We start from the raw sequence: 15,537 nt of genomic DNA, 5'->3' as shown, positions 1-15,537 counted from the left end.
CGTCCCTGCCAGAACGCGAGGCACCGCTCAACTGGTTGAGCGCACCCCGAATCAGAGCCCACCGGGCGCCTCATCGGCGGAAGGGCACGCGCTGGCCGTACGACCGCGCGTGCTCACGCGTGCGATGCGGGATCCTCGTGGGCACGCCCGGAGGTCGTCCAGCTTCGTCGGCAGGCCGTCCGTGGCCACGGAGCCGTCCACCTACATCGTGCGATCGCGCCGAAGGACCGAGTGCGCGGCCTACCGACGGTGAGTCCCGCCGATGTACGTCAGACCCGGATTGTAGGTTGGGGCCCAGCGCGTCAAGGCATGTTCCTGAGTAGGACACGTCCTAGACCACGAGGACGTCTCCACCCATCGACGGGGTGGTCCTGTCGCGCGGGTTCATGAGCATGGCGAGAGAAGAGATGACGACGATAGAGCTTGAGGCCGAGACAGTAGGCGAGGTCCCGGCGCCCGTGACGGAGTCGAGCCGACCGACGAGTATCGAGCTCTTCGCGGGAGCCGGTGGGCTGGCCCTCGGCGTGGAGAGGGCGGGCTTTCGCACCCTGGCGACGGTGGAGCGGGACAGGTGGGCCTGCGACACCATCCGCGAGAATGCCGCTGCGGGTCACGAGCTGGTCAGCGCCTGGACGGTGATCGAGTCCGACGTCCGGGAGCACGACTGGAGTCGCTACGGGGACGATGTCGCCCTCGTGTCCGGCGGACCACCGTGCCAGCCCTTCTCGATGGGTGGGCGCGGCCTTGCCGCAGAGGACCCCCGCGACATGTTCCCCGCCACGGCGGACGTCCTCGCGGCAGTCCGCCCTCGGGCGTTCATTATCGAGAACGTGAGGGGCCTGACCCGCCCGAGCCTCGCCCTCTACTACGAGTACGTGCGACTCAGGCTCTCGATGCCGGAGATGCGTCCTCGACGCAACGAGACGTGGCCCGAGCACCTCGAGCGCATGAGGCGGTCGTCGGAACGGGGGGGAGGCAGCCTCCGCTACCGAGTGACGCCCACGCTGCTGGACGCGGCCGACTACGGGGTCCCACAGCGGCGCCACCGGGTGTTCATGGTCGGCTTCCGTGAGGACATCGACGTCGACTGGTCGTTCCCCCGAGTGACCCACTCGCAGCTGGCGCTGATCCGGGACCAGTGGGTCACCGGTGACTACTGGGAGCGGAACGGGGTGAGCAAGCAAAAGCGTCCGGAGGCTCCCTCGGCGAGCGTGATCAGGAGGGCAGCCGGCGAGCACCCGCCCCTGCGGCCCTGGGTCACGGTCCGCGAGGCGCTACAGGGCCTGCCGGAGCCCGGGTCGCGGGCCGCCAGGAGCATCCCCAACCACGTCTACCAAGCCGGGGCACGGAGCTACACGGGCCACACCGGCAGCCCGCTGGACCAGCCCTCGAAGGCGCTGAAGGCGGGCGGGCACGGGGTCCCCGGTGGGGAGAACATGGTGCTCCGTCCAGACGGCAGCGTCCGCTACTTCACGGTTAGGGAGAGCGCCCGCCTCCAGACCTTCCCTGAGGACTACGTACTCCATGGGTCGTGGGGGGAGGCGATGCGCCAGCTCGGCAACGCCGTCCCCGTCGACCTGGCACGAGTCGTCGCTCAGGGTGTGCACGACGCGATCGTCAATGGCACGAACCGATCAGCAGGAGGCAGAGCATGACGCTGGAGCCCGAGGCAGCGGACTCGACGATCGACCTGACGCCGTCCCCGAGGATCTTGGAGATGATCGCGGAGGTGGACCTGGACATCTATCAGTGCCTCGCCGAGCTCATCGACAACTCCTTCGATGAGTTGCAGCGTGCACGTGAGGAGGACCCCTCTCAGGAGTACCGCGTCGACGTCTCAATACCGACCCAGGCCAGCGCCTCCAGAGCCTCTGAGATCATCATGTCGGACACGGGGCGGGGAATGTCCCAGGACCAGATGCGGACGGCCCTGCGAGCTGGTTCATCCGGTAACAGCATGTTTGGCAGCCTCGGCCTATTCGGCATGGGGTTCAACGTCGCCACCGCACGTCTGGGTCAGATCACTGAGGTCCGGACCGGGAGGGCCGGCGACGACACCTGGAGCATCGCCACCATCGACCTAGCTGCCATGCAGCGCCAGGACACCTTCACAGTCCCGCTGCACCACGAGCCGAAGGACAGGTCCGAGCACGGGACGGTCATCACCGTGAGTACGCTCAAGCCGGACATCGTGGCGAAGCTTCAGCGGCCCAGCGAGGTCACGAAGACCAAGCGGATGCTCGGTCGCATCTATTCGTTCATCCTGCGTGACCCCAAGCGGCACACCTTCTCGGGCTCCGAGATCGCCGGCGGGCTAGGGCTGCCTCTGTACCTAAACGGCAACCCGGTGAAGCCCGTGCTCCCCTGCATCTGGGACCCCGAGCGGACCGTCACCTACAGGGGACAGGATGTCACCGCCGTGCAGGTCATCGATGTGCCGCTGACCGACGCGTACGCCTGCATGACGTGCGGGCACTGGCACGCGAACCCCAGGGACGAGTGCGTCCTGTGCGGGTCCACCCAGGTCGTCCAGCGGGAGCGGCAGATCAAAGGGTGGCTGGGCATCCAGCGGTACAACCACAACTCCGACTTTGGGATCAGCTTCCTGCGTCACGGCCGCGCCATCACGTACCAGGACAAGGACTTGTTCCAGTGGCTGGACGAGGACACCCCGACGGCGGAGTACCCCGTCGAGATCGGCGGCGGTCGGATCGTGGGCGAGATACACCTCGACCACGCCCCGGTGAACTTCCGGAAGACCGACTTCGCGAAGGACCAGGTCGCCTGGACAGTGATGAGGGACCGGGTCCGAGGCGAGGGTCCACTCAGGCCGCAGAAGGCTCAAGAGCTCGGGATGCCGGCGAACGAGTCGCCCCTGGCCAGGCTCTTCAACGCGTTCCGGCGCAACGACCCGGGGCTGAAGAACCTGGTCCCGGGGAACGGCAAGGCCGCCCTGCACGAGCTCGCCCGCAAGTGGGCGGAGGAGTTCCGCAAGGAGGTGCCCGGGTACGAGACGGATCAGAAGTGGTACGACGCCGCGAAGCAGCACGACGATATCGTCAACGGCGTGCACGACCCCGCGGCCGAGGGGGAGGCCGAGTCGGACTGGCTCGCGGAGGAGGGTCTCGAGCACCTCGACACCGACCACGACACGAGCCGAGACGACGCCCCCGACGGAGAGGGGCCCGACGAATCGCGGCCCCCGTCGCCACCCGAGACGGTGGAGGAGCGGTTCGCCAGGTACTTGGCCAGCGCGAGGCCGCTGTCCGATCTGGAGGGCAAGGTGCGTGTTGGACCCCAGAATCTCACCCTACGGGCGTACGTCACGTCCGGAGTCAGCTTCAGCCCCGACGACGGTGGGTCTGAGCACTTTGTGCTGAGGGCGCCCTCGGGCGAGACGCAGCTCTACGTCGCCGAGGAGAGCCCCCTGGTCAGCGAGTTCGGGTGGGATCCCGCCGACGCGGCCGTCGTCTACGCGGTGCCGTATCTGATGCGCCTGTACGACCTCGGCGGCACGCAGGAGGAGGTGCTCCACGACGTCATCGGGCAGTTCCCGGACCGCCGCATCGACCCCGCGACGATTCGGGACCGCGGGACGACTCTGCTCGGTGACATTCGTGAGGGCGTCCTCGACGTCGTGCGGAGCGAGCCGCCGGCGTTCTGGTCAAGTCTGCGTCCCGAGTCTCGGACGGCCGCAGAGGACAACGCCCGGGCCGCCCGTCCCGACCTCAACTGGGAGGAGGCAATCAGCGACGGGTCCTTCGCCGCGTACCTGACCGCCAGCGGCGTCGAGGACGTGCTGAGGGCCAAGCCCGAGGCCCTTCTCGACGGCAAGGTGTTCACGAGCACCTACGCGACGTGGAGCGACCAGAAGGACGCGCAGGTGGACCGTCTCGCCGGTCTGCTCCAGGACCTGCGGCGCGTGACCGCCTCCGGTGCCACGCACGACGCCCGCGAGATCGCCCGGTTCAGCCTGAGCCTGGACTTGCTCAGGAGAGAGCTCGTCCAGTGAGTGAGGTGAGTTTCTGCGACCCGCAGTTCTTGCGGGAGGAGACACCGCAGGGCTTCGCCCGCCAGGTGGAGCGCCTCCTCGCCCTCCTTGGCTTCGAGGACGTCGCCAATGTGGACGGCTCGGGCGACCAGGGAGCCGATATCATCGCGCGGCTAAAGGGCGCCGATTGGGTCTTCCAGTCCAAGTGGCGCAAGGCCGGTCGGGCCGTCGACGAGGACGCCGTCAATGAGACCTGGAACGCCATGCAGGTGTACGGCATCCACCGCGGGGTCGTCGTGACCAACGCGACGTTCACGCGGAAGGCCCGCGAGCGTGCGGAGGCGCTGGCGAGGGTCGGCGTGAGGATCACCCTGTGGGCGGGTGAGAACCTGTCGGTCCTCTATGGCCGGGCTTCGGACCGACTTCCGCCCTTTACCCTGCACTCCTATCAGGAGAGGGCGGTCGACGCCGCGTGGGAGGCGCTGGAGGAGTCCGGACGGGCCCTGGTCTTCCTGGCCACCGGACTGGGGAAGACTGTGGTCGCCGGCCGCATCGTGACCCGCGCCCTCGACCAGAACCCCTCGGCTCAGATTCTGATCGTGGCCCACGTGACCGACCTCGTCGAGCAGCTCGAGAGGGCGATGTGGCGAGACATCCCCAAGAGCGTCCCGACGCGCCTGCTGCACGGAGACTCGAAGCCCGACTCGCTGCTCGGGGTGACCTTTGCCGTGCTGCCCACTGCGGCCAGCTACGTGGCGAGCGGCTACCGACCGGATCTGATCATCGTGGACGAGGCCCACCACGTCGGCGAAACGGGCCACTACGCAACGCTGCTCGAGGCCACCGAGGCCCGCCGGATGGGGGTGACAGCAACCCCATGGCGTGGTGACAGGTACGAGATCGAGCAAACCTTCGGCGAGGCGGTCGTCCGCGTGAGCATCTCCGACGGGATGCGCTTGGGTTACCTCGCGGAGGTGAATTACCGGCTGTTCACCGACAACGTCGACTGGGACTTCGTGGAGTCCCAGTCGGAGCGGGGCTACTCCATCCGCGACCTCAACAAGCGTCTGTTCATACCGGAGCGCGACGAGGCGGTACGTGACCGCCTGCGCGAGGTCTGGGATCGAACCCCCAGCCCGCGCGGCATTGTCTTCTGTCAGACGATCCAGCACGCCGAGGAGATGGCCCGCGTGCTGGCGCGCGTGCCCGGCTGGGGTGCCACCGTTGCGGTGCACAACGACATGGGTAAGGGGGAGCGCCGCGAACGACTGCTCGGGTTTCGGTCCGGGTCTATCCCGATCATCACCAGCGTGGACCTGCTGAACGAGGGTGTCGACGTCCCTGACGTGAACATCCTCTGCTTCGCCCGCGTGACCCACAGCCGCCGGATCTTCGTGCAGCAGCTCGGGCGCGGGCTCCGCCTGCGGCCCGGGAAGACCCACGTGGAGGTTCTCGACTTCGTGAGCGACCTCCGGCGTCTCGCCGAAGTCCTCGAGATCCGTGAGCAAGTCAGCGAGTCGGACATCGAGTCTGTCAACGTCCCCAGGAACCAGTTCATGTTCGAGGACGCCCGGATCGAGAGCCTGCTGGAACAGTGGATCGCGGACGTCGGTGACCTGGCCGGGGCGCAGGAGACGGTCCGTCTGGAGTTCCCGCCGGTGGAGGGTGGGGTTTGATGGCCGACGTCCCAGCTCTGGTGCGCCGGGAGGTGATCCAGCGCCTCTACGCGCACATGGACAGGCTCCGGTGGGAGGAAATCACGCACCGGGAGAAGTCGGACGCGTACGAGCGATTCGTGAACGACCCGGAGATCGGCGGGCGGCTGACCCGCTACATCGGCTCGGACAAGATACGTGTCTGGATCAAGGACGGGCCGGCGAAGGAGTACGGCCGCGCTCTGGAGGGTGTTGGCTCCTACGCCAGCTACAGCACCAGGATGTACCCAAGTCCGCAACGCTTCGTCGCCCAGGTGCTCGGGCCGGAGTGGCGGGTCCGGGACGGATCCGTCGACGACAAGCCGATGAGGTGCTGGGCCGAAGCCGATCATGATTCGGCCCGGTACGTCATCTGGGGCCCCCTCACCGGGCTTAAGGACCTCGTGTGGCAGGCGGTCCTGCACCGCACCGACCACTGGGACTCCGAACCGGTGATTTGCGTGACGAGTCGCGGCATGACGCCCCTGCCCGCCTCGGTCCGCAAGGAGGCCGAGACGATGTGCCGAATTGTCGGGGCCGAGATGCGGGAGGCTCGACGGTCGGTAGTCGATAAGCCGAAGGACCAGTGAGTCCCGAAAACGGGGGGATTCCACCCAGGAGGACACCGTCCCCTGCGGTGGGGGCCAGGTACGCCGCCCTTGCCCGCAAGGACACCAAACCGGAGATCAGGCTGCGCCAGGAGCTCCACCGGCGAGGAATGAGGTATCGGGTCGACAAGGCGGTGCCCGGACTGCCGCGGCGGAGGGTCGACATCGCGTTCACCAGGGTCCGGCTCGCCGTGCTGGTCGACGGATGCTTCTGGCACCACTGTCCCATCCACGGCGTCCTGCCGAAGACGAACGAGGAATGGTGGCGCTGGAAGTTCAGCGTTAATCAGGCGCGTGACGCGGACACGGACCAACGTCTCGCCGACCTGGGATGGCGGGTCATGCGCGTCTGGGAGCACGAGGAGGTCCACGCGGCCGCCGACCGGATCGAGGCCGCCGTCCGACCGCCGCTCAGCCAGGGGCGGGATCTGGACACTGGGACTTCGTTGTAGCGGCGTCCACGTCCAGCGACGGTGAGGTCTCACCCATCACGCGGCGGGTGCTACCCGTCCGGGTCAAACCCCTTGATTCCCGCATTCGCGGCGCGGCTCGCGAAGCGCACTTCCCCAAGTCAGCCCGTCCACGCGCGACCTCGGCACGTTTAATACGCGAGGCGTCTCGACGCTGTCTCGAAGGTGCTGGAACACTTGAAGGTTTGACCAGGGCCGCAGGGCGCACTCCCTCGACGCCCCGTCGCATGTTGCAGTCGGCTCCGCCTACCTGCCCGTGTGGCACCCAGTCGTCCGGGGCGGGTGCCCGACCGAGCGGGTCGGGGGTACGGCGCATGTGGGCAACCATGGTGGCGGCGCAGATCGCGCCGATGGCGGATCCGGGTATCAGTCCGAACGAGGACGGGCTTCCCGGCCTGCCGGTGGTCCGCAACATCGTCGGCGCGCTGCTGACGTGGGGTCTGGTCGCCTGCGTGGCCGGGCTGGTGGTCTCGGTGATCGTCTGGGCAGTGGCGCACCAACAGGGCAACTACTCGCACGCCTCGAGCGGTAAGACAGGCGTCATCGTCGCGGCCGGTGGCGCGCTGCTGATCGGCGGGGCGAACGCGATCGTGACGTTCTTCTCTGGGCTCGGATCGGCGATCTGAGATGCCGACACCGGCCCTGGACCCCTGCGTCGGTCCGATCACGTTCCTGTGCGACTTGGCGAGCAACGCGGCCGGCTCCGCCGCGGCCGGCGCCTCGGACTACGTCCTGAGCGGCCTGGGTGCGGCGTTCGTCGACGCTGCCGCGCAGATCGGCACGGGTGCCCTCACGGCGCTGGACACCCTGACGCCGATAGACCTGTCGGTGTCATGGCTGCGCGACAACGTCGCGGTGATCGCCACGATCACCCTGCCCGTGCTCGTCGCGCTCTTCGCCCTGCAAGTGATCGGTTCGGTGCTCCGGCGTGAACCGGGCGGCCTGGGGCGCGCCGTCGGCGGCGTAGGCAAGGCGCTCCTGGGCGCGGCGCTGGCCCTGGGCGTGACTCAGGTGGCGCTGACCGCAGTTGATGAGCTCTGCGAGTACGTGGCGGCGTCGGCGGGCACCACCGTCGCGGCGTCGGCCGGGCAGTTCTTCAACTTCGCGGCGCCTGTGCTCGCGACCTCACCCGGACTGGCGATCCTGTTCGGGCTGGCGATGATGATCGGCTTCCTGCTCCTCTGGGGCGTACTGCTGTTCCGCAAGGCCGCGTTGATCCTCATCGCGGTCTTGGCACCGATCGCGTTCGCCGGCTCCGCGTGGGACCAGACGCGGGTGTGGACCCGGCGCTGGCTCGAGATCGTCGCCGCGCTCGTGTTCAGCAAGCTCGTGATCGTCGTCGTGTTCGTAGTCGGCGCGTCCGCGTTCTCCGGCGTCGGCCCGAGCACTTCCACATCGAACGCCTCGGAACCACCCGGCGTAGCCGGACTGTCCGACCTGCTCGTCGGCCTCCTGCTCCTCTCGATCGCCGTGTTCGCGCCGTGGCTGACGTGGCGGTTCGTCCACTGGTCCGGCATGGAAGCCGCCGCGGTCATGAACTCGGCGGTCGCCGCTGGCCCGATCACCCGAGGCGCACGCAGCGCCGGCGCGCAGACACGGGGCCTGGCCCAGCACGCGGCGACCACGATGCTGCTCGGGCACGTCGGAGCAGCGGGGGCGGCGGGCAAGGCCGCGAGCGCTGGCAAGGCCGCCGGTGGAGGCGCGACCACTAACCCCGTCCGGCCGTCGGCGCCGCCGGCCGCGACGACGGCCGGGGCCGCGCGTCCGGCTTCTGCGCCTCCCCGCGGCTTGGGTGGTGGTCGGTCGTGAGCACGCATGAGGTCGCGACGGTGCGCTTCGGCCCGCTCGAGCAACGCGCCGTGCTCCTTGGCCTGGGATTCGGTCAGCTCGGCGTCCTCGGGGTCGCGCTGTTGGTCGCGCTGGTCGGGGTCTACTCCGCTGGGATGTCCGGGCTGCTGAACGGGGCGCCGATCTGGTTACCGCTGGCGATCCTGGCAACGGTGAACATGCGAGGCCGCCCCCTGCTGGCCTGGCTACCCCTTGTCGTCACCTGGCAGGCGCGATCGAGGACAGGGGCGACCACCCTGATCGCACGCCCAGTCCTGCGTGTGCAGCAAGCCCTCACGCTTCCTGGGATCCGAGGGCCGGTCTCGGTCACGGCATCGCCGACCCTGGCAGCTGCGCTCGTCCTCGACCGGCGAGCGGGCACGGTGACGGCGATCGCGCGCGTTCGCGGCGCTGGCTTCGTGTTGGACGACGCCGCCACCCAGGACACGAAGGTCAGTGCCTGGGGGCGCGTACTCGCGACGACCTGCCAGATGCCACGCGTCCTGCGTGTCCAAGTGCTGTCGCGCACCGTGGCGGGGGGCTCGGCAGCCGCGCGTTCGTGGTGGCAGCGCAACGCGGCCACCACTCCGTCCTTGGCCGGGCGTGTCGTTGCGGAGCTGCTCGAGGCCGTCACCGCCAGTGCGCGCCGACCGGAGGTCTTCGTCGCCGTGGCCCTTCGCAGCCCACGCGGGAGCGTTCGACGCCTCTCCACGACCGGGGCCGAGACGCTGGAGCAGGACCTCGCAGCGATTGGCGATGCGCTGCGCGCTGCCGGCCTGGTGGTCGACAGCTGGGTCGACGTCAGCGATCTCGGGGCGGTGCTGCGCAACACCTACGACCCGGTCGGCGCGCGCGACGCCTCCTCCGCGGCACCGACGTCCCCGGGCGACGACGAGCGGCTGGTCGGCCCCAGCCTCCTCGGGCCGATGGGCGCCGAGGAGCGCTGGGCGCACTTGCGCACCGACTCCGGGGTGCACGCCACCTACTGGGTGGTGCAGTGGCCACGCAGCGAAGTGCACCCGGCCTTCCTCAACCCTCTGCTTGGGTCGGCCACGACGACTCGCACGGTCAGCCTGATCGCCGAGCCGGTCACAACGGCGCAGGCACTGCGGGAGATCCGCCGAGCCAAGGTCGAGCACGCCGCCGACGCAACCAGACGAGTGCGGATCGGTCAGATCGAGGACGAGGCCACCCGTGCCGAGGTCGCCGAGCTGTCCCGGCGTGAGGCGGAGCTCGTCGCTGGCCACGGTGACCTGCGGTTCACCGGGCTGATCACTGTGACGGCCCCGACCCTGGAGGCGCTGGAAGTGGCGTGCACGGCGACCGAGGCCGCCGCCGCGCAGGCCATGTGCGAGGTGAGGCGTCTGGTCGGGCAGCAGGCCGTCGCCCACGCCGCCGCAGCCTTGCCACTCGCGCGAGGTGTGCTGTGAGTCGGCGGACGATGCCGGGCGGGCCGCCCCTGCGGCTGCCGGCGCACCGAGCATCGTCGGCCACCCTCGCCGGGGCCTACCCGTTCCTGGTGACGCCCTCCTGCACGACCGGCGTGCTCGTGGGAACCGACGCGCTGACCGAGGAGCCGTTCTGCTTCGACCCCTGGGACCTGTACGCCGCCGGGGTCCTCACCAACCCGAACGTGCTGCTAGCCGGGGTCATCGGTCAGGGCAAGTCCGCCCTCGCCAAGACTCTGGCGTTGCGTTCGATCGCGGCCGGGCGCCATGTTTACGTCCCCGGCGACCCGAAGGGCGAGTGGGGGCCGGTCGCCCGTGCCGTGGGCGGTGTCGTCGTGCGTCTGGGCCCTGACTCGCCCACCCGCCTCAACCCGCTCGACGTGTCGACCACCGAGCCGACTGTCGCGCACACCCGCCGCCTGCGGCTCCTCGCGGCGCTGGCCGCGACCGCGCTGCGTCGCGACCTATCTGCCGCCGAGCACACCGTCCTCGACACCGCCCTGAGCCTCGCGACCACCTCATCGACGACAGCAACGGTCACCGTTCCCGGTGTCGTCGACGCCCTCGACGGGCCACGCCCGGAACCCGACGGCCAGGACCTGGCCCACGGATTGCGGCGCGTGGTCCGCGGTGACCTGGCCGGGATGTTCGACGGACCTTCCACGCACCGGCTGGACGCAGACGCGCCGATGCTCGTCCTCGACCTGTCCGCCTTGGGTGCCGACGACGAAGCACTCGAGCTGGCGATGGTCTGTGCGGCTGGGTGGCTCGACGCCGCCCTGACCACTGCTTCGGCGGACGGTGGTTCCGCGCGGCGGTGGGTCATCTACGACGAGGCGTGGCGGCTGCTCCGCTCCGTGCCGCTGATCCGGCGCCTGCAGTCGCAGTGGAAGCTCTCCCGCGCCTACGGCATCGCAAACCTGATGGTCCTGCACCGCCTGTCCGACCTGGACGCCGTCGGCGCGGCCGGGTCGGAGGCCCGCGCCCTGGCCGAGGGGCTCCTGGCCGACTGCTCGACGCGGATCGTCTACCGACAAGAAGCGGACCAGCTCACCGCCACCGCGAGCGCGCTTGGTCTGACCCGCCCCGAACGGGACGTGTTGGCGGGCCTGCCTCGGGGGGTCGGGCTGTGGAAGATGCCCGGTCGCTCCCACCTCGTGAGGCATCACCTGCATGCCGACGAGCTCGCCATCGTCGACACCGACGCCGCCATGCGCGGCACTCCGCACCGGCCCCAGGAGGTGGCCTGATGATCGACCACGACGACGCCGTGCGGCTGGCCGAACAGGCCACCCTCGGCTCCCTGCTCTACGTCCCCGAGGCCACCAAGGCCATCGGAACCTGGCTGCGGCCGGGCGACTTCGCCGACATGTGGCATGCGCACGTCTACCGAATCGTCCACGAGCACCACCTCGCTGGACGCCCGCTCAACGCCTCCGAGCTCGGATCCCAGATGCTCGGGGACCTCGGTCCCCGACGCGCCAACATCGTCGCGATCCACGACCTGCTCGCTGCGGCGCCGACGGCCCCACGTCCGGCCGTGTACGCACGCATGGTCCTTGACGCCGGGCTGCGGAGGGAGATCGCTGGCCTTGGTGTCCTGCTCCGTGCCGGCGCGCTCCAGTCGGCACTGAGCGGCGGACCTGCCCCAGTAGTCAATTCCTCCGCCGTCGTCGACGCCGGGCTGGACTCGAGCGCCAACCGATGGAGCCTGGCCACCGGTGAGCCGAGCGGGTGCGACGAGCCGCCGATGCGCATGCGGGCAGCGCTGTCCAGCCGCGACCTGCGCTTGTCGGCCGACAAGTACCTGCGTGCCCACCCCCGGCGCGACCTCGTCACCGAGCACGCCCACGAGGCCGCACTCGTCGGCTCGTTGATCGCCCACCCGGACACCATCGGATCAGTCGCCGCGTGGCTCCCGCCTACGTACGTGGTGACGCCGATCTGGCGCACCGTCTACGCCGCGACCGTCGAGCTGGCTGAACTCGGCCAGCCCGTCGACCTCGTGACCGTCGCAGAGGCAACGTTCCGACTGAGCCACCACCAGCCCGCCCCCGACCTACCCGACCTTCGTGAGGCAGTCGAATCGGGACGACTGGTCGACCCGCACCGCGCCGCCGGCGACGTCGCTGCCGACCAAGTTCAGCGCATCGCAGACAACGGCGCGCACCAGCTCCAGGTGGGCGCGGACAACCCGGGTCTGCGCATCGAGGACCTAGTCGACACCGGTCACCTCGTCACCGGCGCCCTGCGACGGATCGCTCGCGAGCTCCCCCACGCTGTCTCCGGTGCCGGCCGCCCGGCCCTGACCGTGGTCCGCCAGCTGGAGGCCGCGCCCCAGGCGGTCGGCCAGTGACGCCTCCGCCGCGCCGCCCATCCCGCTACGGCGGCGCTCCCGGTCCGGCGATGGCACCGGATCTCACCAACTGGCTGCTCGTCGCCGGGTCCGCCGTGCTGGCGTTCGGGGCGATCTTGTGGTGCGGAGCGGCTCTTGCCTGCCTGGTCACGGGCCGAGGTGTGCCGGACGGCGGGCCGCTGGCCGCACTCCGCGCGCTTGGCTCGATGAGGGACCCCGCGACCGCGTGGCCAGCACCGGAAAGCATGCCCGGACCGGTCGCCTACTGGACCTCAACCGCCGTGGTCATCACGGTCCTCGCATGCGCGGGGGCGGCGGCGTGGCGGGCACGCAGGCTGTGGTCTGAATCCGGCGGAGCATCCTCTCGGGTTCGGGACCTGCCGGGCCTGGCAACACCGGGTGAGGTCCAGGCGACCGCCGGACGCAAGTCTCTGGTTCGCCGAGGCCGCGTCATCCGACCGACCCTTGACCACCCAGGTGCTCACGACCTCGGCTACCGGTTAGGTCGCGTTCGCGGGCGCGAGCTGTGGTGCTCCGTCGAAGACTCCGCGCTGCTGGTCGGACCGCCCCGGATGGGCAAGGGGCTGCACGTGGTCATCCCGTGGATCCTCGACGCTCCGGGACCGGTCGTAGCGACGTCAACCCGACCCGACACCCTCGCGGTGACGATGGACGCTCGAGCGCGACGGGGACCGGTCGCCATCTTCGACCCGCAACGCCTCGCCGGCCTTCCCGGCGGTCTGCGCTGGTCCCCGGTCCGGGGCTGCGAGACGCCCCGCACCGCCCTCGTCCGGGCTCGCGGGCTGGCCGCCGGCGCTGGGTTCGGACGCACCGTGTCGGACTCCGACTTCTGGGCCGGGCAGACCGAGACCGCCCTGCGCTGCCTGCTGCACGCCGCCGCCCTGGACGGGCGCCGCGCCGTCGACCTGTACCGGTGGTCCCTGAACCCGGCTCTCGCCGAGGACGCCGTGACCATCCTCAACCGGAACGACGACGCCGCGAACGGGTGGGCCGACGCCCTCGAAGCCGCCGTGCACTCGGACCCGCGGACCCGCGACTCCGTCTGGCTCGGTGTGCGTCAGTCGCTGGCCGCGCTGGCCGACCCGGATGTGCTCGGGGCCGTCGACCCCGCCCCAGGTGAGGAGTTCGACCCCACCGCCTTCCTGCGCGACTCGGGAACGCTGTACCTGCTGGCGTCCGCAGTGACGTCGGGGTCCTGCGCACCGCTGGTCGCGGCGTTCGTCGAGGACATCACCGAGACCGCCCGCTCCCTGGCCGCCCACTCCCCCGGCGCGCGCCTGGACCCACCTCTCCTGCTGGCGCTGGACGAGATCGCCAACCTCACCCCACTGCCGTCCCTGCCCCAGCTCATGGCGGAAGGCGGCGGGTCCGGGATCACCACCCTGGCCGTCCTGCAGTCCCTCGCGCAGGCCCGCAACCGGTGGGGCGAGCACGCCGCCGACGCCATCTGGGACGCCGCCACCGTCAAGCTGGTCCTCGGCGGCCTGGCCAAGTACCGCGACCTCGACGATGTCGCCCGCCTGCTCGGGGAGATCGACGAGCTCACCGAGACACGGTCCCGCGGACGGGCCGGCGACCGGTCCACCTCCACGTCGGTGCGCATGGTGCCGGTCATGCCGCCCTCGGTGCTGCGCACGCTGCCCTTCGGCACCGGGGTCCTGCTGCTCCGCCAGGTCCGTCCCGTGGTCATCGACCTGTGTGGGTGGCCCAAACGTCCAGACGCTGACGGCCTGCGGGCCGGGCAGCGCAACATCGAGACCGCCACTGCGGCGGCCGCCGGGGGTGCGCTTCGATGATGCGATCCGTCGTCACTGCCAGTGGCCTCGGCGTGCTCGCCATTCCGCTGATCGCCGTCATGGCCGCACTCGGCGCCGGTGGTTCGGCGCTCGCGTGCATCGAGACCTCCGCCGGGGGGTTCTTGGCCGACGACGCTCCTGTCCCTGCAGAGGCTCGCACCTGGGTGCGGGCGACCAAGGAGGCGTGCCCGGACCTTCCCGAACCGTGGATCGCCGCAGTGATGGCACAGGAGTCCGGGTTCCGGCCGGACGCCTACGCCGACGACTCCAACGGCGGCACCTGGGGTCTGTTCCAGATGAACGCCAGCGTCTGGGCCAGTGCCTACGGGCACCCGTGGTCGGCTGACCTGGACAGCAATGGCGTGTGGGACGTCAAGGACGGGGCGATCCACTCACGCGTCGGTGGCGAGTACCTGTGCGCCCGGCTCGCCGGCGTCCGTGAGCTCCGCGCCGACCACCCCGACTGGCCCTCATCGGCGCTGCCGGTGCTCGACGCTCTGATCATTGCCCACAACGCCGGCGAGTCCCGGCTCCGGACCTACCCGAACTTCCCTTCGACAACTCAGGCCTTCATCCACAACGTGCGCCAACGGGTCGCGGACTGGAGTACCGTCACCGAGGCTGGGATTCAGTCCGACCTGCCCGTCGAAGTTCTCGGCCCCACGATTGCCCCGACGCCCGAACCGTCTGGCCCCCTGGACACCTCGGGCGTCGGGTGCCTACCCCACCTCGGCACCACCGGTGACGTAGTCGTACCGCCCGGCACCCCGCACGACGTCGCCACCGCCGTCGAGACGGCTCTCGCGTACGTCGGGGTCACCTCTGGGTGGCATCAGCTCTGCGACCGCCTCGCCTGCCGCGCCTACGGGTACGTCGGCTCCGGGTACACCACGGCCAAAGCCCACTGGAACACCATGGTCGCCACCGGCAACGCCCACCCTGGCGACGCCTGCCCGCCTCTGGGGTCGTTCGTCTTCTGGAACACCGGCAGACCCGCCGGCCACGTCTCCGTCGTGGTCCAAGCCGACACCAGCTGCGATCCCGATCAGATCCTCGTGACGTCCAACGGCGTGTACGACTCCGCCACGGGCAACCACGGCGGTGTCTACCAGCTCTCGTTCGCGAAGATCAACGCCGGATACGTCGACGGGCGCGGCTACCTCGGTTGGTCCAACCCGATCTGCCAGGGAGCCAAGCTCCCCGCCGGGACCGTTCACCCGGCGCCCTCGGGCCGGTGAGCGACCCTGCGAACTCGACGCGACGGACCGTCGGTCCAGGACAAGCTCGAAGTCCTCCACCGCCAGCTCGTTGACGCCGTCGCGGAAC

12 protein-coding genes are annotated in these 15,537 nt (G+C 70.0%); all 12 read left to right on the top strand.

What is annotated here, in order from left to right:
• Positions 1–386 precede the first annotated feature (386 nt).
• The 12 genes from N866_RS00130 (at position 387) to N866_RS19530 (ending at position 15,449) form a co-directional block, all read left to right on the top strand.
• Entirely contained in the window at positions 387–1,655 is a 1,269-nt protein-coding gene (locus N866_RS00130; protein ID WP_245612301.1) for a DNA cytosine methyltransferase, read from the top strand.
• Positions 1,652–4,012 (top strand): ATP-binding protein, encoded by a 2,361-nt coding sequence (locus N866_RS19540; RefSeq protein ID WP_052022158.1) that lies wholly within the window; start codon positions 1,652–1,654, stop codon positions 4,010–4,012. The genes N866_RS00130 and N866_RS19540 overlap by 4 nt, the downstream gene beginning before the upstream one ends.
• A 5-nt stretch (positions 4,013–4,017) precedes the next feature.
• On the top strand, positions 4,018–5,667 hold the full coding sequence (locus N866_RS00120; RefSeq protein WP_034221129.1) for a DEAD/DEAH box helicase family protein: 1,650 nt from the start codon (positions 4,018–4,020) through the stop codon (positions 5,665–5,667).
• Positions 5,667–6,275, top strand: coding sequence for a hypothetical protein (locus N866_RS00115; RefSeq protein WP_034220964.1), 609 nt, complete (start codon positions 5,667–5,669; stop codon positions 6,273–6,275). The genes N866_RS00120 and N866_RS00115 overlap by 1 nt, the downstream gene beginning before the upstream one ends.
• A 47-nt stretch (positions 6,276–6,322) precedes the next feature.
• A complete protein-coding gene (locus N866_RS00110; RefSeq protein WP_245612300.1) occupies positions 6,323–6,745 on the top strand; it encodes a very short patch repair endonuclease in 423 nt (140 codons plus the stop codon).
• Positions 6,746–7,077: 332 nt separating this feature from the next.
• Positions 7,078–7,389 (top strand): DUF6112 family protein, encoded by a 312-nt coding sequence (locus tag N866_RS00105; protein WP_081802165.1) that lies wholly within the window; start codon positions 7,078–7,080, stop codon positions 7,387–7,389.
• 1 nt (position 7,390) lies between these two features.
• Positions 7,391–8,572 carry a type IV secretion system protein gene (locus N866_RS19535; RefSeq protein ID WP_052022157.1) on the top strand — a complete coding sequence of 394 codons (1,182 nt, stop codon included), beginning with the start codon at positions 7,391–7,393 and terminating at the stop codon, positions 8,570–8,572.
• Positions 8,569–10,020 (top strand): SCO6880 family protein, encoded by a 1,452-nt coding sequence (locus N866_RS20735; protein WP_052022156.1) that lies wholly within the window; start codon positions 8,569–8,571, stop codon positions 10,018–10,020. Before N866_RS19535 ends, N866_RS20735 begins: the two co-directional genes overlap by 4 nt.
• Positions 10,017–11,288 (top strand): ATP-binding protein, encoded by a 1,272-nt coding sequence (locus tag N866_RS00090; protein ID WP_245612299.1) that lies wholly within the window; start codon positions 10,017–10,019, stop codon positions 11,286–11,288. Before N866_RS20735 ends, N866_RS00090 begins: the two co-directional genes overlap by 4 nt.
• Entirely contained in the window at positions 11,288–12,394 is a 1,107-nt protein-coding gene (locus tag N866_RS00085) for a DnaB-like helicase N-terminal domain-containing protein (protein ID WP_034220961.1), read from the top strand. The genes N866_RS00090 and N866_RS00085 overlap by 1 nt, the downstream gene beginning before the upstream one ends.
• A gap of 50 nt (positions 12,395–12,444) precedes the next feature.
• Positions 12,445–14,211 (top strand): TraM recognition domain-containing protein, encoded by a 1,767-nt coding sequence (locus N866_RS00080; protein ID WP_052022155.1) that lies wholly within the window; start codon positions 12,445–12,447, stop codon positions 14,209–14,211.
• Positions 14,208–15,449: a transglycosylase SLT domain-containing protein gene (locus tag N866_RS19530; RefSeq protein WP_052022154.1), complete on the top strand. Its 1,242-nt coding sequence runs from the start codon at positions 14,208–14,210 to the stop codon at positions 15,447–15,449. The genes N866_RS00080 and N866_RS19530 overlap by 4 nt, the downstream gene beginning before the upstream one ends.
• Positions 15,450–15,537: the final 88 nt, after the last annotated feature.

The organism is Actinotalea ferrariae CF5-4, from assembly GCF_000603945.1.
Taxonomy (GTDB): domain Bacteria; phylum Actinomycetota; class Actinomycetes; order Actinomycetales; family Cellulomonadaceae; genus Actinotalea; species Actinotalea ferrariae.
Note: the sequence above shows the minus strand (reverse complement) of the source record. Positions and strands in the feature narration are given on the sequence as shown.

Bases quoted from the DNA above. Each gene is read 5' to 3' on its own strand.
- N866_RS00130 (WP_245612301.1), top strand. From the start codon at position 387: ATGAGCATGGCGAGAGAAGAGATGACGACGATAGAGCTTGAGGCCGAG.
- N866_RS19540 (WP_052022158.1), top strand. From the start codon at position 1,652: ATGACGCTGGAGCCCGAGGCAGCGGACTCGACGATCGACCTGACGCCG.
- N866_RS00115 (WP_034220964.1), top strand. From the start codon at position 5,667: ATGGCCGACGTCCCAGCTCTGGTGCGCCGGGAGGTGATCCAGCGCCTC.
- N866_RS00105 (WP_081802165.1), top strand. From the start codon at position 7,078: ATGTGGGCAACCATGGTGGCGGCGCAGATCGCGCCGATGGCGGATCCG.
- N866_RS19535 (WP_052022157.1), top strand. From the start codon at position 7,391: ATGCCGACACCGGCCCTGGACCCCTGCGTCGGTCCGATCACGTTCCTG.
- N866_RS00085 (WP_034220961.1), top strand. From the start codon at position 11,288: ATGATCGACCACGACGACGCCGTGCGGCTGGCCGAACAGGCCACCCTC.
- N866_RS00080 (WP_052022155.1), top strand. From the start codon at position 12,445: ATGGCACCGGATCTCACCAACTGGCTGCTCGTCGCCGGGTCCGCCGTG.
- N866_RS19530 (WP_052022154.1), top strand. From the start codon at position 14,208: ATGATGCGATCCGTCGTCACTGCCAGTGGCCTCGGCGTGCTCGCCATT.